Below are 19,198 nucleotides of genomic sequence, written 5' to 3' on the forward strand. Positions count from 1 at the left end.
TCTCTTTCTCTAGCCGAGCAGCAGCATGGCAAGCGGCAGCACCGGCAATAAGGCATCGATGCGGTCGAGCACGCCGCCGTGCCCCGGCAACAGGCCGCTTGAATCTTTCACACCGGCCTGGCGTTTCATCATCGATTCGAACAGGTCGCCCACCACGCTGAATGCCACCAGCAGGGTCAGCGCGAGTAGCGTGCGCACGGCGCCCCAATGCGCCAGCAGCGCAGAATACAGGGTCGGCTCGAACGCATGCAAAAACACCGCCGCCGCCGCGACGATCATCACCACCAGCCAGCCGCCGATCGCGCCCTCCCAAGTCTTACCCGGACTGATGGCAGGCGCCAGCTTGTGTTTTCCGAACGCTTTTCCGGAGAAGTATGCGCCGATATCGGCCAGCCATACCAATAGCAGCAGCGACAGCACGAACGGCACGCCCTGCATGCGCGCGGCGACGAGAGCATGCCAGCACGCGACGAATACCACAATGCCGGCAAGAAACAGGAAGGGACGCCAGACGCCCTGCGCGAGCGCGGGCTTGCGCAGCAGCACGAACGGACCGGCGATCCCCCAGAAAATAGCGGCCGCTTCAAAGAGCGGTCTGGCTTGTTCGATGCCGGTACCGAGACGCGTGCTGGCCACCAGCGCCACCGCGGCGATCAGCGCATAAATGACCGGGCCCGCGCCGCCCAGCTTGAGCAGGCGCGCCCACTCCCACGCGGCGAACACGACGACAAAAGCGATCAGCGCGCCGAACGCGCCCACCGGCGCGAACAACGTGACCGGCAGGAACACTGCCAGCAGGATGATCGCCGTGATGACACGGGTTTTTAGCATGGAAGCGAATCGACGTTTTGCGATTGCGGCTCGAGTTGAGCACTGGTGCGGCCGAAGCGGCGTTCGCGCTCCGCGTACGAAGCGATGGCATGGCCGAGCGCGTCGGCGTCGAAGTCCGGCCAGAACGTGTCGGTGAAGTAGAACTCGGTGTACGCGAGTTGCCACAGCAGGAAGTTGCTGACGCGGCGCTCGCCGCCGGTGCGGATGAAGAGATCCGGCTCCGGCGCATAAGCCATGGAGAGGTGTTCGGCGAACGAGTCTTCGGTCACCTCGACCGCCTTGCCCGCCAGCGCCGACTGTTCGGCGAGCTTGCGGGTGGCCTGCATGATGTCCCAGCGGCCGCCGTAGTTCGCCGCGATCGTGAGCGTAAGGCGGGTATTGCGCGCGGTCTTGGTCTCCGCGCGCTTGATCAGGTCGCGGATACGCGTATCGAAGCGGGCCAGATCGCCGACCACGCGCAAGCGGATGCCGTTCGCATGCAGCTTGCCGATCTCGCGTTCCAGCGCGGTCACGAACAGGCGCATCAGGAACGAGACTTCCTCGTTCGGACGGCGCCAGTTTTCCGAGCTGAAGGCGAACAGCGTCAGATATTCGACACCCTGACGGGCGCACGCCTCGACGGTCGCACGCACCGCGTCGACGCCGCGCGTATGGCCCGCCACGCGCGGCAAGCGCCGCTGGGTGGCCCAACGGCCGTTGCCGTCCATGATGATCGCGATATGTCGCGGCACCGCGGCGACATCAGGCACGCGCACGGTTGAGCTGGTATAGGTCATGGCCGTCGGGACAGTGACTGCAAATAAAAGAAGTGGAGAACGTGAGCAGCTGAGCCGGCCGGCCTCAGACCGTCATGATCTCGGCTTCTTTCGTCACGACGAGCTTGTCGATTTCGGCGACGAACTTGTCCGTCAGCTTCTGAACGTCGTCACCTGCACGACGCTCGTCGTCTTCCGAAATTTCTTTGTCTTTCACGAGCTTCTTCAGTTGCTCGTTGGCGTCACGGCGCAGGTTGCGCACCGCCACCTTGGCCGTTTCCGCTTCGCTCTTGACCACTTTGGTCAGTTCGCGGCGGCGTTCTTCGGTGAGCGCGGGCATCGGCACGCGGATCACGTCGCCTTGCGTGGCCGGGTTCAGACCCAGGTCCGATTCGCGGATCGCCTTTTCGACGACCTGCACCATCTTCTTTTCCCACGGCTGCACGCCGATCGTGCGAGCGTCGATCAGCGTCAGATTCGCGACTTGCGAAATCGGCACCGGCGAACCGTAGTAGTCGCACTGGATGTGATCGAGCAGGCCCGTGTGTGCACGGCCCGTGCGGATCTTCGACAGGTCGTTCTTGAACGCGTCGATGGAGCGCTGCATCTTTTGTTCAGCGCCCTTCCTGATATCAGCCACAGACATTTTTAAACCTCCGAACCTTCAAAACGGTGCGAGCCGGCCAGCACGCGCAAGATGCGGCGGCCCGGGCTCGCGCTAAAGCCCACGTTATGTGAACGAGAGTTTACACGTGGACGAGGGTACCCTCGTCATCACCTTGTACGATGCGCTTGAGCGCGCCCGGTTTGACGATCGAAAACACCCGGATCGGCAGCTTCTGATCGCGGCACAGCGCGAATGCCGTGGCGTCCATCACCTGCAGATTGCGGCCGATCGCCTCGTCGAAGCTGATCGTGGTGTAACGCGTCGCGCTCGGGTCTTTCTTCGGGTCGGCGGAATACACGCCGTCTACCTTGGTTGCTTTCAGCACGACTTCCGCACCGATTTCCGAGCCGCGCAAGGCGGCGGCCGTGTCGGTCGTGAAGAACGGGTTGCCGGTGCCGGCCGCGAAAATCACGACTTTGCCTTCTTCGAGCTGGCGAATCGCACGGGGCCGGATGTACGGCTCGACCACCTGGTCCATGCGCAGCGCCGATTGCACGCGCGCCTCGATGCCGGCGTGGCGCATGGCATCCTGCAGCGCCAGCGCGTTCATCATGGTAGCCAGCATGCCCATGTAGTCGGCCGTGGCGCGGTCCATACCCGCCGCGCCGCCCGCGACGCCGCGGAAAATATTGCCGCCGCCGATCACCACGGCCAACTGCGTTCCGAGACGGACCACTTCGGCCACGTCCGCCACCATTCGTTCGATGGTCGCGCGGTTGATGCCAAAGGCATCGTCGCCCATCAGAGCTTCACCGGAGAGTTTGAGCAGGACGCGTTTATAGGCAGTGGGCATAGAGGTATCCAGATCGCGCAGAACAGGGCAACAACAAGGGACTAATGTAGGGGTGAAATGCTGATTCGGGCAAGCGTCGCCAAATTGACGAACCCTGAAGTTCGCTGGCGGCGTGCGCCACGAGGGTCAACCCGCGCGCAGCCTTGCGACGCTGCCGACCGCGGCAAAGTCTTGCTCCGCCGCGGGTCCAACGATATTACAGTGAAGCTTGCGTGATACTTATTGTTGCTTTGCAGCAGCCACTTGCGCGGCCACTTCGGCTGCGAAGTCGTCCTGCTTCTTCTCGATGCCTTCGCCGACCACGAACAGCGCGAACTTCTGCACGCTCGAATTGCCAGCCTTCAGCATCTGTTCGATCGTCTGCTTGTCGTTCTTAACGAACGTCTGGTTCAGCAGCGACACTTCCTTCAGATACTTCTGCACGCTGCCCTCGACCATCTTGGCGACGATTTCAGCCGGCTTGCCCGATTCGGCGGCCTTCTGTTCAGCAATGCTGCGTTCCTTGGCGATCAGATCCGCCGGCACGTCGTCCGACGACAGCGAAACCGGCTTCATCGCGGCGATGTGCATTGCCACGTCCTTGCCGACCTGCTCGTCCGCGCCGGTGTACTCGACCAGCACGCCGATACGCGTGCCGTGCAGGTACGCTGCCAGCTTGTTCGAGGTTTCGAAGCGCACGAAACGGCGGATCGACAGGTTTTCACCGATCTTGCCGACCAGTGCCAGACGCACTGCGTCGACCGTCGAGCCGTCCAGCGGCAGTGCCGCCAGCGCTGCGACGTCAGCCGGATTTTGCGTGGCGACCAGCTCAGCGACCTTCTTCGAGAAACCCAGGAAGTCGTCGTTCTTCGAAACGAAGTCGGTTTCGCAGTTCAACTCGACCAGCGAACCCGCGTTGCCGCCGATGAACGAGGCGACCACGCCTTCAGCCGTCACGCGCGACGCTGCCTTGCTGGCCTTGTTGCCCAGCTTCACCCGCAGCAGCTCTTCAGCGCGCGCCATGTCGCCGTCGGCTTCCGTCAGCGCCTTCTTGCATTCCATCATCGGCGCGTCGGTCTTTGCGCGCAGTTCTGCAACCATGCTTGCGGTAATTGCCGCCATCATTTGCTCCTTGAGTTCCGTCTGTCACACGCCGCCCGGACTTCGATGCCGGCGGCAAGAATTCGTTTCAGCATTCCGCGTATTTTTTACGGAGAAGCTTCGAGCGCTGCTTCGGACACTACCGGCAGCGCCCCACTACAATGTCGCGGCTTAAAAAAAGGGGGCCTGTAGAAAGCCCCCTTTTTTGCCGGACACGGGGCAGCTTTACGCTTCCGAGTTGACCTCGACGAACTCGTCGCCGTCGCCACCACGTGCAGCTTGCACCACTTCGTTGACCGCGTTCGCACGGCCTTCGACGATCGCGTCAGCCACGCCAGCCGTGTACAGAGCGACAGCCTTCGAGGCGTCGTCGTTACCCGGGATCACGTAGTCGATGCCTTCCGGCGAGTGGTTCGTGTCGACCACGGCGATAACCGGGATGCCGAGCTTGTTCGCTTCGGTCACGGCAATCTTGTGGTAGCCGACGTCGACCACGAAAATCGCGTCCGGAATGCCGCCCATGTCTTTCACGCCGCCGATCGACTTGACCAGCTTGGCCATTTCGCGTTCGAACAGGAGCGCTTCCTTCTTGCTCATGCGTTCGGTTTCGCCTGCCTCCAGCGCTGCCTCCATGTCCTTCAGGCGCTTGATCGAGACCTTCAGCGTCTTGAAGTTGGTCAGCATGCCGCCGAGCCAGCGCGCGTTGACGAACGGCATGCCGGCGCGTTGTGCTTCTTCAGCGATCGTGTCGCGCGATTGACGCTTCGTGCCGACGAACAGGATCGTGCCGCGATTGGCTGCCAGTTGACGCGCGTACTTCAGCGCGTCGTTGTACATCGGCAGCGTCTTTTCGAGGTTGATAATGTGAATCTTGTTGCGATGACCGAAAATGAAGGGGGCCATCTTCGGGTTCCAGAAGCGGGTTTGGTGACCGAAGTGGACACCGGCTTCCAGCATTTGACGCATGGTAACTGCCATGAAAATCTCCGCGAGGGTTGGGTCTTAAGCCGGCTGCCGTATCGGCCGCGCTGCCATCTCTCTGGCTGAACGCGACGGACACCCTGGGTGCGCCGGCTTGCGAGTCTGCTGCTTTGTGTTGCCTTTTTATGCTTCCGCTTCGCTTCTGCATTACCTCATAGCGCAGGCAACCGGCGCCATGAGAAGCCATTTCTGCCGCTTTTTTGCCCGCATGGACAAATAATGCAAGACAGAGATCGACTTAGCCAAAGATTATAGCACGCGACTATGGCACGACTCAACCTGCCCGGTAGCCCTGAGGTAGTCCTGTTTATGGCCGGCGGGTTGCACCCTTGAGAACACCGGCCGCCTTGAACAAGCCCGCACGGGACTCAGCGAAAGCCGCCAGCCCGGTCGCAAAAGCCTGCGGCGGCGGGAATATGGTGCGATAATCCTGCAATAAATCGCATTTCAGGCCCGACTCATGGCTATTACGCTCAAAAACGAACACGATATCGCGCAGATGCGCGTCGCCTGCAAACTGGCAAGCGAAGTGCTCGACTACATCACTCCGTTCGTCACCGCCGGCATCACGACCGGCGAACTCGACCGTTTGTGTCACGAATACATGTTGAAGGAACAGGGCACGGTTCCGGCGCCGCTGAACTATCAGCCGCCCGGTTATCCGCCGTACCCGAAGGCCACCTGCATTTCCGTCAACGACGTGATCTGCCACGGCATTCCCGGCGACAAGACGCTGAAGAACGGCGACGCGCTCAATATCGACGTCACCGTCATCAAGGAAGGCTATTTCGGCGACACCAGCCGCATGTTCATTGTCGGCGAAGGCTCGATCATGGCGAAGCGGCTCGTGCAGACCACCTTCGAATGCATGTGGCTCGGCATCGACCAGGTGCGCCCGGGCGCGCATCTCGGCGACATCGGCTATGCGATCCAGAAACACGCGGAAGGCCAGGGCTACAGCGTGGTGCGCGAATACTGCGGTCACGGCATCGGCACGGTATTCCACGAAGACCCGCAAATCCTGCACTACGGCCGTCCCGGCACCGGGCTCGAACTGCAAACCGGCATGATCTTCACGATCGAGCCGATGATCAACGCCGGCCGCCGCGATATTCGCACCATGCCGGATCAGTGGACCGTCAAGACCAAGGACCGCAGCCTGTCGGCGCAGTGGGAACATACCGTCCTCGTCACCGAAACCGGCTACGACGTGCTGACCGTGTCCGCCGGCACGCCCGCGCGCCCGCCGGTCGTTGCGGCTACAGCCTGACCGACTTCCCACCTCTGCGCCTCCCTGCCAATGAGTAGTGTTCCAGCCGTCGCCCAATCCCCTGCCACGTCGCTCAAGGCGGAGTACAAAGTGGCCAAAGCCCAACTGCTGGAACGCTTCAGGACGGCCACCAACGTCGACGCGTTGATGGCCTCGCTGGCGCGCGCCACGGACGACTCCCTGCGCGCGGCCTGGAACACCTGCGAACTGCCGGCCGAGCTGGCGCTAGTAGCCGTGGGCGGTTACGGGCGCGGCGAACTGGCGCCGCATTCCGACATCGACATTCTGGTTCTGCTGCCCGACGCGCCGATCGAGCATCTCGAAGCGCGCATCGAACGCTTTATCAGCCTCGCCTGGGATTTGGGGCTGGAGCTCGGCAGCAGCGTGCGCAGCGTGTCGCAATGTCTCGAAGAAGCCGCCAACGACGTCACGGTGCGCACCTCGCTGCTCGAGGCACGGCGCATTACCGGTAGCGCCGAGCTGTTCGACGACTTCGCGAAGCGTTACCGCGAGGCGCTCGACCCGAAAGCCTTCTTCCAGGCCAAAGTGCTGGAAATGCGCCAGCGCCACGCGAAGTTTCAGGACACGCCCTACTCGCTTGAACCCAACATCAAGGAAAGCCCAGGTGGCCTGCGCGATCTGCAACTGATCCTGTGGATCACCCAGGCGGCCGGTTTCGGCAGTAGCTGGCGTGAACTCGAAGCACGCGGCCTGATCACCGAGCGCGAGGCGCGCGAACTGCGCCGCAACGAGAGTTTCCTGAAGGCATTGCGCGCCCGGCTGCATGTAATTGCCGGGCGTCGTCAGGACATCATGGTGTTCGACCTGCAAACGGCGGTGGCCGAGAGCTTCGGCTACAAGCCGACCGCGACCAAGCGCGCGAGCGAACAGCTCATGCGTCGCTATTACTGGTCCGCCAAGGCGGTCACGCAGCTCGCCACGATCCTGATCCAGAACATCGAAGCGCAGCTCTTCCCCAGCACGAGCGGCATTACGCGTGTGCTGTCGGACCGCTTCGTCGAAAAACAGGGCATGCTGGAAATCGCCAGCGACGACGTGTTCCAGCGCGAACCGAACGCGATTCTCGAGGCCTTCCTGCTGTACGAGCAGACGCCCGGCGTGAAGGGCCTGTCGGCGCGCACGCTGCGCGCGATCTACAACGCCCGTGACGTGATGGACCAGCACTGGCGGCGCGATCCGGAAAACGGGCGCCTCTTCATGGCCATCCTGAAACAGCCGGCGGGCATCACGCACGCGCTGCGTCTGATGAACCAGACCAGCGTGCTGGGGCGTTATCTGCTGAACTTCCGGCGCATTGTCGGACAGATGCAGCACGACCTGTATCACGTCTACACCGTCGACCAGCACATTCTGATGGTGCTGCGCAATCTGCGGCGCTTCGCGGTGGCCGAACACGCGCACGAATATCCGTTCTGCAGCCAGTTGATCGCCAACTTCGACCGGCCGTGGGTGCTGTACGTCGCAGCGCTGTTTCATGACATCGCCAAAGGCCGCGGCGGCGACCATTCCACGCTCGGCATGGCCGACGCGCGGCGCTTCTGCCGCAATCACGGCATCGAGGGCGAGGACGGCGAACTGGTGGTGTGGCTGGTTCAGCAGCATCTGACCATGAGCCAGGTCGCGCAAAAGCAGGATACGAGCGACCCGGAAGTCATCAAGCGGTTCGCCGAACTGGTCGGCACCGAGCGGCGCCTCACGGCACTTTATCTGCTGACCGTGGCCGACATTCGCGGCACCAGCCCGAAAGTCTGGAACACGTGGAAAGGCAAGCTGCTGGAAGACCTGTACCGCGCCACGCTCGCCGTGCTCGGCGGCGCGCGGCCGGATGCGCATTCGGAGCTGAAGTCGCGTCAGGAAGAAGCGCTCGCGCTGCTGCGCCTCGAAACCGTGCCGGAAGGCGCGCAAAAGGCGCTGTGGGATAAGCTCGACATCGGCTACTTCCTGCGTCACGACGCGGCGGATATCGCATGGCAAACACGTGTGCTCTACCGCCATGTGGAAACGCCGACGCCGATCGTGCGGGCCCGTCCGTCGCCGATCGGCGAGGCGCTTCAGGTGCTGGTGTACGTCAAGGACCAGCCCGATCTGTTCGCCGGGATTTGCGCGTATTTCGACCGCAACGGCCTGTCGGTGCTCGATGCGCGGGTCAGCACGACCCGTCACGGGTACGCGCTCGATAATTTCCTCGTCGCGCATACCGAAGAAGACGTGCATTATCGCGATATCGCCAATCTGGTCGAACAGGAACTGACCGCCCGCCTCACCGGTGACGGCACCCTGCTTCCGGGACCGTCGAAAGGCCGTTTGTCGCGGCTGTCGCGGACCTTCCCTGTGACCCCGCGCGTTGATCTTCGGGCCGACGAGCGCGGCCAATATTACATCCTGTCCGTGTCGGCGAACGACCGGCCAGGCCTTCTTTATTCGATCGCGCGCGTGCTGGCCGAGCATCGGGTCGGCGTCGCTTCGGCGCGGATCAATACGCTCGGCGAACGCGTCGAAGACGTGTTCCTGCTGGATGGACACGGTCTGTCGGACAACCGCCTGCAAATTCAGGTCGAGACCGAACTGCTGCGCGCGATCGCAGTGTGAGATTTCATGCGAGTCAAATTAACAGCCAAGCACCCGCGGCCGGCTTCGTCCGAACGCGCCCCTGTCCGTACCGGTAGCACGTCGGCACGTAAGTCGACGCGTCCGGCAGGACCCAGGCCGGCGACGCCGGCTCCTGGCGGGGCGCGGGGTGAACGCGCCGGCGCGGCCGGCGGCGGTAAGCGGCCGGCGGGTGCTGGCAAGCCAGCCGGTGCCGGTGCGCGTCCCGCAAGGGCTGAAGGGTCGTTTTCGCGCGAGCGGAACGCTGGTGGCGCACCGCGCGCGGCGTCGGATCGACCGCCGCGTCGCGAGGGCGCGGGTGGTGCGCCGCGTCGGTTCGAAGGCGGCGGCGAGCGTGCTCCGCGTCGGGATGATGGTGAGCGTACGGCGCGCCGGTTTGAAGGCGGCGCGGATCGTAGCGAACGCGCGCCGCGTAGAGCCGAGGGAGAACGGGCGCCGCGCAAGTTTGAAGGAAGCGGCGACCGTGCCCCGCGTCGGGACAATGCGGAACGCGCGCCGCGCCGGTATGAAGGCAGCACGGATCGCAACGAACGTGCGCCCCGCAGGGCCGATGGGGAGCGCAGCCAAGCCGCTCCGCGTCGGTTTGAAGGTGGTGGTGACCGTACCGATCGCGCGCCACGTCGCTTCGAAGGCGCAGGCGATCGTGGTGAACGGGCGCCGCGCCGGTTCGAGGGCGGTGTTGACCGCGCCGATCGCGCACCGCGCAGGTTTGAAGGCGCAGGCGATCGTTCCGAACGTGCACCGCGTCGCTTTGAAGGCAGTTCCGATCGCGGCGAGCGCGCCCCGCGCCGTTTCGAAGGCACGGCCGACCGCAATGATCGCGCGCCGCGTCGTGAAACCGGTGACCGGGCAGAACGCGCACCCCGCCGCTTCGAAGGCAGCACGGATCGCAGCGAACGCGCGCCGCGCAGCTTCAACGATCGCGCCCCGCGCCGCGACGACGGCGAACGCCGTCCGTTCAGTGGAGCGCGTCCGGGCGCAGGCCGTCCGTCGGAAGGCGCTCCGCGTGGCGAGCGGCCGGAACGCCGTGAACGCGACACATCCGACCGTCCGCGTTTCAGCAGCGACCGTGGCACGCCGCAAGACCGCCGCGGCGGCGAACGCGCGCCGCGTAGCGATAGCGCGCCGCGCCGTTTCGAAGGCGAACGCGGTTCATCCGAACGCGGCGAACGCATCTTCGCCAAGCCCGTCAAAACCGGCTTCGGCGGCCGCGCGGACCGCCCGGCACGCGCTCCGCGCGACGAGCGTGGCGAACGCGCCCCGGCCAAACGCGAATTTGGCGACCGTCCGGCGCGCAGCGCTGAGCGCAATGAACGTACCGAGCGTGGCGAGCGCCCGGCCCGCAGCTTCGACAAGACGCTGCCGGCCGCCGGCCGCCGCTTCGGCGACGACCGTCCCGCGCGCGCCGACAAGCCGCGTGGCGCGGCCCGAGCCGAGCGCGACAGCGAAATCGACGCCGCTCCGCGCAGCCCTCGTCGCGACTACGAAGACGCGCCGGGCATGCTGCGCCTGTCCAAGCTGATGTCCGAACTCGGCATGTGCTCACGCCGCGAAGCCGACGAGTGGATCGAAAAAGGCTGGGTGATGGTGGACGGCGAGCGCATCGACACGCTCGGCACCAAGGTCCGTCCGGACCAGCGCATCGAAATCGACCCCGCCGCCGAGGCCGCGCAGATGAGCCAGGTGACGGTGCTGATTCACAAGCCGGTGGGTCTGGTCTCAGGTCAGGCAGAAGACGGTTATCAACCGGCCATCACGCTGGTCACGCCGGAGAATCGCTGGGAAGGCGATCACGCGGACATCCGCTTTTCCGTCGCGCATTTGCGGCAGCTTGCGCCGGCCGGCCGCCTGGACATCGATTCCACGGGCCTGCTGGTGCTGACGCAAGACGGCCGGATCGCCAAGCAACTGATCGGCGGCCATTCCGAGATCGACAAGGAGTATCTGGTGCGCGTGGCATTCGGCGAGCACACCACCGACGTCGAAAGCCACTTCCCGCCAGAAAGCCTCGAACTGCTATGCCACGGCCTGTCGCTCGACGACGTGCCGCTGAAGCCCGCGCAAGTGAACTGGCAGAACGGCGAGCAGTTGCGTTTCGTGCTGCGCGAGGGCAAGAAGCGCCAGATTCGCCGCATGTGCGAGCTGGTCGGCCTCGAAGTGATCGGCCTGAAGCGCGTGCGCATGGGCCGAGTCATGCTGGGCGCATTGCCGCCGGGCCAATGGCGTTATCTGTCGCCGGACGAGTCGTTCTGAACCCGCTGCTTCGGGCCGACCGACGCTTCCAACAAAAAAACCCACGCAATCGCGTGGGTTTTTTTATCCCTGCGCTGCGCCAAGCCGAAAATCCCAGCGCCGCAGTGCCCGAAGCAGCACAAGCCGCCTTAATCGTCGCTATTCGGATCCATATCCGGAAACAGCACTTCCGTGAAGCCGAACTTCGCGAAGTCGTTGATCCGCATCGGATACAGCTTGCCGATCAGGTGATCGCACTCGTGCTGCACGACGCGCGCGTGAAAACCCTCGGCAACACGGTCGATCGGTTTGCCGTATTGATCGAAGCCGTGATACTTGATCATCGAAAAGCGGCTCACCGCGCCGCGCAGGCCCGGCACCGACAGGCAGCCCTCCCAGCCCTCTTCCATATCCAGCGAGACCGGCGTGATGGTCGGGTTGATCAGTACCGTCTCCGGCACCGGCGGCGCGTCCGGATAGCGCTCGTTGTGCCCGAAGCCGAAGATCACCACCTGCAGATTCACGCCGATCTGCGGCGCGGCAAGGCCCGCGCCGTTCGCGTCGTGCATGGTCTCGAACATGTCTTTGACGAGCTCATGCAGTTCGGGGGTGTCGAAGTGATCGACCGGATCGGCAATGCGCAAAAGGCGCGGATCACCCATCTTGAGAATTTCGCGGATCATAACTGCCCCTCCAGGAGCTTACGCATACCATCTTCGTCGAGTACGGGAACGCCGAGTTCCTCAGCCTTCGCCAACTTGCTGCCCGCGTCGGCGCCCGCCACCAGATAGTCCGTTTTCTTCGATACGGAGCCGGCCACTTTCGCGCCGGCCGCTTCCAGCATTTCCTTCGCCTCTTCGCGGGCCAGGCTCGGCAAGGTGCCGGTCAGTACGACCGTCTTGCCGGCCAGCACGCCTTGCGGCGCCTTCGGCGCGGGCGGGCCTTCGGGCCACGTGACTTTGCCCGGCGCGCGCAACTGCTCGATCACCGTGCGGTTGTGCTCCTCGGCGAAGAACTGATGGATCGATTCCGCGACCACCGGCCCTACGTCGTTGACTTCCAGCAAGGCTTCGACCGAGGCGTCCATGATCGGATCGAGCGAGCCGAAGTGCTTGGCGAGATCTTTCGCCGTGGATTCGCCCACATGCCGGATGCCGAGCGCGTAGATGAAGCGCGCCAACGTGGTGTGCTTGGCCTTTTCGAGCGAGTCGAGCAGATTTTGCGCGGACTTTTCGGCAAAGCGGTCGAGTTCGGCAAGCGTCGCAAAACCGATATTGAACAGATCGGCCGGCGTGCGCACGAGGTTCTGTTCGACCAGTTGATCGATGATTTTCTCGCCGAGGCCGTCGATATCCAGCGCGCGCCGCTGCGCGAAATGCCAGAGCGCCTGCTTGCGCTGCGCGGGGCAAAACAGGCCGCCGGTACAACGCGCGATCGCCTCGTCCGGCAGGCGCTCAATGCTCGAACCGCACACCGGACACTGCGTGGGCATCACGAATTCGCGTGCGTCGGAAGGACGACGATCGAGCAGCGCGCTCACCACTTCGGGTATCACGTCACCGGCGCGCCGAACGATCACCGTGTCGCCGATGCGGATATCCTTGCGGCGCACTTCGTCTTCGTTGTGCAGCGTGGCATTCGTGACCGTCGCGCCGCCGACGAACACCGGCTCCAGCCGCGCTACCGGCGTGATCGCGCCGGTCCGGCCGACTTGCACGTCGATCGCGACGAGTTTGGTCAGCGCCTCCTGCGCGGGGAATTTGTGCGCCAACGCGAAGCGCGGCGCGCGCGACACGAAGCCAAGCGCATCCTGCTCATCGCGCCGGTTGACCTTGTAGACCACGCCGTCGATGTCGTACGGCAGCTTCTCGCGTTTCTCGCCGACGCCGTGGAAAAAGCCCAGCAAGCCCTCGGCGCCCTGCACCACTGCTCGCTCGCTATTCACCGGCAAGCCGAGTTCCTTGTACCAGTCGAGCAGTTCGCTATGCGTGGCGGGCATCTCCATGCCTTCGAGCACGCCAATGCCATAAGCGAAAAACGACAGTGGCCGCTGCGCGGTGATCTTCGAATCGAGCTGCCGCAAACTGCCCGCCGCGGCGTTGCGCGGATTAGCGAATTCCTTCTGTTCCGCAGCCCGTTGACGCTCGTTCAGACGCTCGAAATCGCGCTTGAACATCAGCACTTCGCCGCGCACGTCGAGCACGTGCGGCACGCGTTTGCCCTTGAGCTTGAGCGGAATGGAGCGAATCGTGCGGACATTTTCGGTGACGTTCTCGCCAGTCGTGCCGTCGCCGCGCGTGGAGGCTTGCACGAACGCGCCGTCGACGTAACGCAGCGAGATGGCGAGGCCGTCGAATTTCAGTTCCGCCGCGTAGTCGACCGGCACCGGCGGCTCGCTCGCGTTCTTGCCGAGCGCGTCGCCGACGCGTTTGTCGAACGCGACGATGTCTTCGTCGGCGAAACCGTTGTTCAGCGACAGCATGGGCTGGTCGTGCACGACCGGCTCGAAGCCGCTCGCCGCCTCGCCGCCCACGCGCTGGGTGGGCGAATCCGGCACGATCAGATCCGGATGCTCCGTCTCGATACTTTCCAGCTCCTTGAACAGCTTGTCGTATTCCGCGTCGGGCAGGTCCGGCTGGTCGAGCACGTAGTACGCGTAGTTGGCGCGTTCGAGTTCCGCGCGCAGCCACGCGGCTCGCTCTGCCGGGGCGCTGGTTGCGGGATGTGAGGCGGAGGTTCGGGCCATGCTGTCGGAAGGTTCTTCAGTGAAGTTCAGACATTGGATTATCGCAGGAAGCGTGCCCCTTTACATCGGCCGAATGGCCAGTTTAGGCGCGTTGTCCGCCCGGTCCAAAGCAGAGCATGAAGCCGCGGCATGGAACGACAACGGCCGCACATCGTGCGGCCGTCGGAGATAATACTAAAACGTAGAAACTTTACTGGCTGAACAAGCGCCGCGTGGCCGGCGAGCCTGCCGGAATGCCCGCCTGTTCGAGCTTCGCGTAGAGCGTCATCAACTGCTTTTCGATGGCGAGCAGCGCGGTTTCCGGCAACGGACGGCGGCCGTCGTCGACCACTCGCCCACCGATGCGCTCGGCCAACGATTTCGCGTAGTCGCACATCAGACGGAACGGCAGAATGTCTTCATCGGCCACCGGCACGTCGAGCACCAGCGTGATCATCTGACCGCCCTTGTAGGTGAGGTCGTCGCGCAAAAAGTTGGTGTCGCCGAATTGCAGCATGAACACCGGGCTTTGCTTCGAGTCGAGCTTGACGAAACGCGTGCCGTCGCGCGAGAGCAGCAAGCCGTCTTGCGACGCGACCGCCTGCACGTAGTTGGCCGACCACGGCGCGCCGTCGGAGAGCACGTTGATCGACAACTGCGCGTCGCACTGCGCGGCAAAGCCGTCGAGCTCGCGCGCCATCGCCACCGTTTCGAGCATGTCCGGGAATTCCGGCGATGCATCCAGCGCGTCGGCGAACTGCTGCACGCCGGTCACGAATTCGGAAAACTCCAGTTCGTTGAGGGCACCGCTGCGATTGGCCAGTTGCGCGGCCGCGCGCAGTTCTTCGTAGCGCGCGCCGTTTTGCAGCAGCTCCCACGCGCCGCCTTCGAGCTTGCCCTCGATATGCACCGGCTTGCTGCCCGCGCGGCGCAGACGCTGCGCGAGCGGAATCACCTTGTCGCCCGCGACCGGACCGTTCAAACGGATCGGCACGATGCAGTCGATGCGGCGATCGACGATAGCCGGCGGCGCCGATGAGATCGTCGTGGCAGCGGGCAGAATCGGTTCGACGGGTTCGACGGGTTCGCCGGACTGGCGGGCCTGCGCGGTTTCGGCGCTCGCCTCGCGTTCGGCTTCGGCCACGCCCTCGGCTTCCGGATAACCGTTCGGCGTGGTCGTCTCGGCCTGAATATCGGCCGCCGTGTCGAGCGGCGCCGTGCCGGCCGCCTGGCCACCGAACGTTGGTTCGACGCGCGCCGCCGCGGGTTGCTCCGCGGTTTCGGCGCCCACCACCGGCTCACGGCGCGTGGTCGGCCGGGCCGGTTCGATGAACGGACTCTGTTCCTCCTGATCGTCCCGCGCGAGATTTTCGGCGGCGTCGGCCGGCATCGGCCGCGGCATCTTGCGGCGCACCTTCGCGCTCTGCCACGCGTTGTACACGACCACGCCCCCGACCACCACGGCACCCGCGCCGATCAAACCGAGTGTCAACTCGTCCATGCATGCTCCATCAGCAATTCTTTTATCTGCGCGGCTCTGCGCCCGCTCCACGTGTCGCGCGACCACCGGCCGCTGCGCTGAACGCGGACACCCGCGAGGCTCAATTCAAATCAAACTCAAACGATATTCTGGGCGAAACCAGCGGCCGACTCCATGTCGACGGCGACGATCCGCGACACGCCCTGCTCCTGCATGGTCACGCCGATCAACTGCTGCGCCATTTCCATTGCGATCTTGTTGTGCGAGATGAACAGGAACTGGGTTTTGTCCGACATCGCCCGCACGAGGTTCGCGAAACGTTCCGTGTTGGCGTCGTCGAGCGGCGCGTCCACTTCGTCCAGCAGACAGAACGGCGCGGGATTCAACTGGAACATCGCGAACACCAGCGCGGTCGCCGTCAGCGCTTTTTCGCCGCCCGACAGCAGGTGAATCGTCGAATTCTTCTTGCCCGGCGGTTGCGCCATCACCTGCACGCCGGCGTCGAGAATTTCGTCGCCGGTCATGATCAGCTTCGCCTGGCCGCCGCCGAACAAACGCGGGAACAGTTCGCCGAAATGATGGTTCACCTGGTCGAAGGTGCCCTGCAGGAGCGTGCGCGTTTCCGCGTCGATCTTGCGGATGGCGTCTTCGAGCGTTTCGATCGCGCTGTTCAGGTCGGTGGATTGCGCGTCGAGGAACGACTTGCGCTCGGTCGCCGCCTTCAGTTCGTCGAGCGCGGCCATATTGACCGGACCGAGCGCGGTGATGGCGTTGTTGATGCGCGTGACTTCGCCTTGCAGGTACGACGGCTTCATGTCCGGCGTGAGCTTGGCCTGCAATTGCGCCTCGTCGACACCGGCCGCGGCGAGTTGTTCGACGAACTGCTCGCCGTTCAGGCGCGCCGCCTGTTCCTTCAATTGCAATTCGTTGATGCGGTCGCGCAGCGGCTGCAGCGCGCGTTCGGCGGTCAGACGCGTTTCGTCGGCGGCACGCAGCTTGGCGGTGAGATCGTCCAGTTCGAGGCGTGCGGCGTGCAGCGCTTCTTCCTTGACGGCGCGAATGTCAAGCGCGTCCTGCAAACCGGTGTGCGCGGTCTGCTCGTTGATGGTTTCCAGCTCGGCGCGCGCATCTTCCAGCGACGCCGCGACACGCTCGCTCTGCTCGTGCGCGACCTGAATGCTGCGCTTCAGTTCGTCGATGCGGTTGGCCATGTTGCGCGCGGCAAAGCGCGCGTCGGTGGCGGCGCGGTCGAGGTCGCGCGCCTGGCCGCGAGCGGCGGTGAGTTGTTCGTCGAGCGCCTCGAAGGCCAGTTGATGATCTTCGAAACGCGCCTGCAATTCGGCGAGTTCGCCATCGTGACGCTCGAAGTTCGCTTCCGACTCCGCGCGCATGGCGCGCTGCTCTTCGATCTGCGCGGTGATCTCCGCGAGTTCCTCGCGAATCTGCGTGCTGCGCTGGGTGTAGCGCTCGTGCGCCTGCGTGAGTTTGAGCACGTCCATTTGCAGAGCGTGCACGCGCTGCGTAGCGCGCTCGGCCTGCTGACGCGCATCGGTCAGCACCTGGGCGGCTTGCGTGTGAGCGGCTTCGGCGCGGATCGCGGCGGCCTTCGCTTCGTCGGCGAGCAAGGCTTGCGCGCGAACCTGGCGGGCCAGATTTTCGATTTCCTGCTGACGGGCCAGCATGCCGGCCTGCTCGGAATCAGCGGCGTACAGTTGCACGCCGACGCGCGTCACCACGTGCCCCGCCTTGACGACGAACGAGCCGCCTTCCGGCAACTGCGAGCGCATGGCGAGCGCCTGCTGCAGATCGTCGGCGACGAACGAGAGGCCGAGCCAGTCGTTCAGCACCGCGCGGATGCCCGCGTCGTCGATCCGCACCAGCGACAGCAGCGGCCGCAATGCGGGCGGCGTGGCGGCGGGCTGACCGGCGACGGGCGGCGCGTAGAAGGCGAGCTTGGCGGGCGGCGCGTCGGTGGCGAAGGCCTTGACCCAGTCGAGGTTCGACACTTCCAGCGCGGCGAGCCGCTCGCGCAGCACGGCTTCGAGCGCGGCTTCCCAGCCGGCTTCGACATGCAGTTTTTTCCACAGACGCGGCAGGCTGCCCAACTCGTGCTTTTCGAGCCACGGCTGGATCTTGCCTTCGGTCTGGACGTTTTCCTGCAGTTGCTTGAGGGCGGCGAGGCGCGCGTCGAGCTGATGAATCTGGGCGCTTTCCGCCTGCACGCGTTCCTGCGCGGTGCGGCGTTCGCCGTCGAGGCGCGGCAGCGTTTCCTGCGCGTCGGACAAACGCGTTTGCGCGTCGTGCAGGATTTCCTCATGCTCGGCGAGCTGCATGCGCAGGTCTTCGAGCTGCGCTTCGTCGGGGGCGTCGAGACCGCCCGCTTCCGACTTCAACCGCTCGTGACGCGCCTGCAATTGCTGCAATTGCTGATCGGCATTGCGCTGATGCGCGGCTTCGAGCTTGAGCGCCTGTTCGGTCTGCGCGATACCGCCGCGCTCGGCGTTCAACTCCGTTTGTGCGTCGCGCCAGCGCGCTTCGAGCGCGGGCATCGCGTCGTGTTTGGCGGCGGCTTCGTCTTCGGCGAGCGCGGCTTTTTCTTCGGCGACGGCCAGTTGTTCCTCGGCGTCTTCGAGATCGTCCTGCGCTTTTTGCGCTTGCGATTGCCACTGCTCACGCTGCGCGTTCAGCGCGGCGATCTGCGCCTGCGCGCGATTGCGCGATTCGACGATGAACTTGATCTCGGCTTCGAGCCGGCTGACTTCCGAATTCGCCTCGTAGAGCGCGCCTTGCGCGCCTTGCATGGCGTCGCTGGCGGAGTAATGCGCGACGCGCAGCGTTTCGAGTTGCGCTTCGACTTCGCGCAGCTTCGCGGTGTGCGCTTCGAGATCGATCTGGGCCTGTTCGATCGCGCGTTGCTGGCGTTCCTGCTCGCTGCCGGCTTCGTTCTTGCGCAACAGCCACAGGAGGCGCTGCTTCTCTTCCCCGTCGGTCTGCAGTTCCTTGTAGCGCGTGGCGACCACGGCCTGCGCTTCCAGTTTCTCCAGATTCGAACTGAGTTCCCGGACGATATCTTCGACCCGCGTCAGATTTTCCCGCGTGTCGTGCAGACGGTTCTCAGTTTCGCGGCGACGCTCCTTATACTTCGACACGCCGGCGGCTTCTTCGAGAAACACGCGCAGCTCTTCCGGCTTCGCCTCGATCAGGCGCGCGATCATGCCCTGCCCGATGATCGCGTACGCGCGCGGCCCGAGGCCGGTGCCGAGGAAGATGTCCTGAATATCGCGGCGGCGCGCCGGCAGATTGTTGATGTAGTAGCTCGAGGTGCCGTCGCGCGTGAGCACGCGCTTCACGGCGATTTCGGCATACTGCCCCCACTGGCCGGCGGCACGGCCGTCGGCGTTGTCGAACACCAGTTCGACGCTGGCGCGGCTGCCGGGCTTGCGCGCGGTCGAGCCATTGAAGATCACGTCCTGCATCGACTCGCCGCGCAGCTCGGAGGCGCGCGATTCGCCGAGCACCCAGCGCACGGCGTCGATGATGTTGGACTTGCCGCACCCGTTCGGTCCCACCACGCCGACTAGCTGGCCCGGAACCTGGAAATGCGTGGGATCGACGAATGACTTGAAGCCAGCGAGTTTGATCGAGGTCAGACGCACGGCGATTTCGCTGTTTGAAAAGGGAAAAAATAGGTGGCTCGTGAAGGCCGCGCCAGCCGTTCGCCGACAGAGCGACACGGCCCGCGAACCCTCGCGCCTC

General features: G+C 64.4%; 13 protein-coding genes. 3 read left to right on the top strand and 10 right to left on the bottom strand.

Annotation, left to right across the window (positions count from 1 at the left end):
• Positions 1–9: 9 nt before the first annotated feature.
• The 6 genes from BPHYT_RS12115 to rpsB form a co-directional block, all read right to left on the bottom strand.
• A complete protein-coding gene (locus tag BPHYT_RS12115) occupies positions 10–831 on the bottom strand; it encodes a phosphatidate cytidylyltransferase (RefSeq protein ID WP_012433443.1) in 822 nt (273 codons plus the stop codon).
• A complete protein-coding gene (gene uppS / locus BPHYT_RS12120) occupies positions 825–1,607 on the bottom strand; it encodes a polyprenyl diphosphate synthase (RefSeq protein WP_012433444.1) in 783 nt (260 codons plus the stop codon). Before uppS ends, BPHYT_RS12115 begins: the two co-directional genes overlap by 7 nt.
• 64 nt (positions 1,608–1,671) lie before the next feature.
• Complete coding sequence (frr, locus tag BPHYT_RS12125; RefSeq protein ID WP_012433445.1) at positions 1,672–2,232, bottom strand: ribosome recycling factor; 561 nt, start codon at positions 2,230–2,232, stop codon at positions 1,672–1,674.
• 100 nt (positions 2,233–2,332) lie between these two features.
• Positions 2,333–3,046, bottom strand: a complete 714-nt coding sequence (gene pyrH, locus BPHYT_RS12130) for a UMP kinase (protein ID WP_012433446.1) — start codon at positions 3,044–3,046, stop codon at positions 2,333–2,335.
• Between the two features lie 219 nt (positions 3,047–3,265).
• Positions 3,266–4,147 (bottom strand): translation elongation factor Ts, encoded by an 882-nt coding sequence (tsf, locus tag BPHYT_RS12135; RefSeq protein ID WP_012433447.1) that lies wholly within the window; start codon positions 4,145–4,147, stop codon positions 3,266–3,268.
• 204 nt (positions 4,148–4,351) lie between these two features.
• The gene (gene rpsB, locus BPHYT_RS12140) at positions 4,352–5,104 is read right to left on the bottom strand and encodes a 30S ribosomal protein S2 (protein WP_012433448.1); all 753 of its coding nucleotides are present in this window, start codon (positions 5,102–5,104) and stop codon (positions 4,352–4,354) included.
• Positions 5,105–5,567: 463 nt separating this feature from the next.
• Between rpsB and map the strand changes: the two genes are divergently transcribed.
• The 3 genes from map to BPHYT_RS36910 are packed head-to-tail and all read left to right on the top strand — an operon-like array spanning position 5,568 to position 11,258.
• Positions 5,568–6,377: a type I methionyl aminopeptidase gene (gene map / locus BPHYT_RS12145; protein ID WP_012433449.1), complete on the top strand. Its 810-nt coding sequence runs from the start codon at positions 5,568–5,570 to the stop codon at positions 6,375–6,377.
• A gap of 30 nt (positions 6,378–6,407) precedes the next feature.
• Entirely contained in the window at positions 6,408–8,987 is a 2,580-nt protein-coding gene (locus tag BPHYT_RS12150; protein ID WP_012433450.1) for a [protein-PII] uridylyltransferase, read from the top strand.
• Between the two features lie 6 nt (positions 8,988–8,993).
• Positions 8,994–11,258 carry a pseudouridine synthase gene (locus BPHYT_RS36910; protein ID WP_063721780.1) on the top strand — a complete coding sequence of 755 codons (2,265 nt, stop codon included), beginning with the start codon at positions 8,994–8,996 and terminating at the stop codon, positions 11,256–11,258.
• A 128-nt stretch (positions 11,259–11,386) separates the two neighbouring features.
• On the opposite strand, the gene def is transcribed toward BPHYT_RS36910, so the two are convergent.
• From def to smc, 4 genes are all read right to left on the bottom strand, one after another.
• Positions 11,387–11,920 carry a peptide deformylase gene (def, locus tag BPHYT_RS12160; protein WP_012433453.1) on the bottom strand — a complete coding sequence of 178 codons (534 nt, stop codon included), beginning with the start codon at positions 11,918–11,920 and terminating at the stop codon, positions 11,387–11,389.
• Positions 11,917–13,983, bottom strand: coding sequence for an NAD-dependent DNA ligase LigA (gene ligA, locus BPHYT_RS12165; protein WP_012433454.1), 2,067 nt, complete (start codon positions 13,981–13,983; stop codon positions 11,917–11,919). Before ligA ends, def begins: the two co-directional genes overlap by 4 nt.
• Before the next feature lie 190 nt (positions 13,984–14,173).
• Positions 14,174–15,463 carry a cell division protein ZipA C-terminal FtsZ-binding domain-containing protein gene (locus BPHYT_RS12170; RefSeq protein ID WP_012433455.1) on the bottom strand — a complete coding sequence of 430 codons (1,290 nt, stop codon included), beginning with the start codon at positions 15,461–15,463 and terminating at the stop codon, positions 14,174–14,176.
• Between the two features lie 116 nt (positions 15,464–15,579).
• Positions 15,580–19,098 carry a chromosome segregation protein SMC gene (gene smc, locus BPHYT_RS12175; protein WP_041758472.1) on the bottom strand — a complete coding sequence of 1,173 codons (3,519 nt, stop codon included), beginning with the start codon at positions 19,096–19,098 and terminating at the stop codon, positions 15,580–15,582.
• Positions 19,099–19,198 lie beyond the last annotated feature (100 nt).

Source organism: Paraburkholderia phytofirmans PsJN (genome assembly GCF_000020125.1).
Lineage (GTDB): Bacteria > Pseudomonadota > Gammaproteobacteria > Burkholderiales > Burkholderiaceae > Paraburkholderia > Paraburkholderia phytofirmans.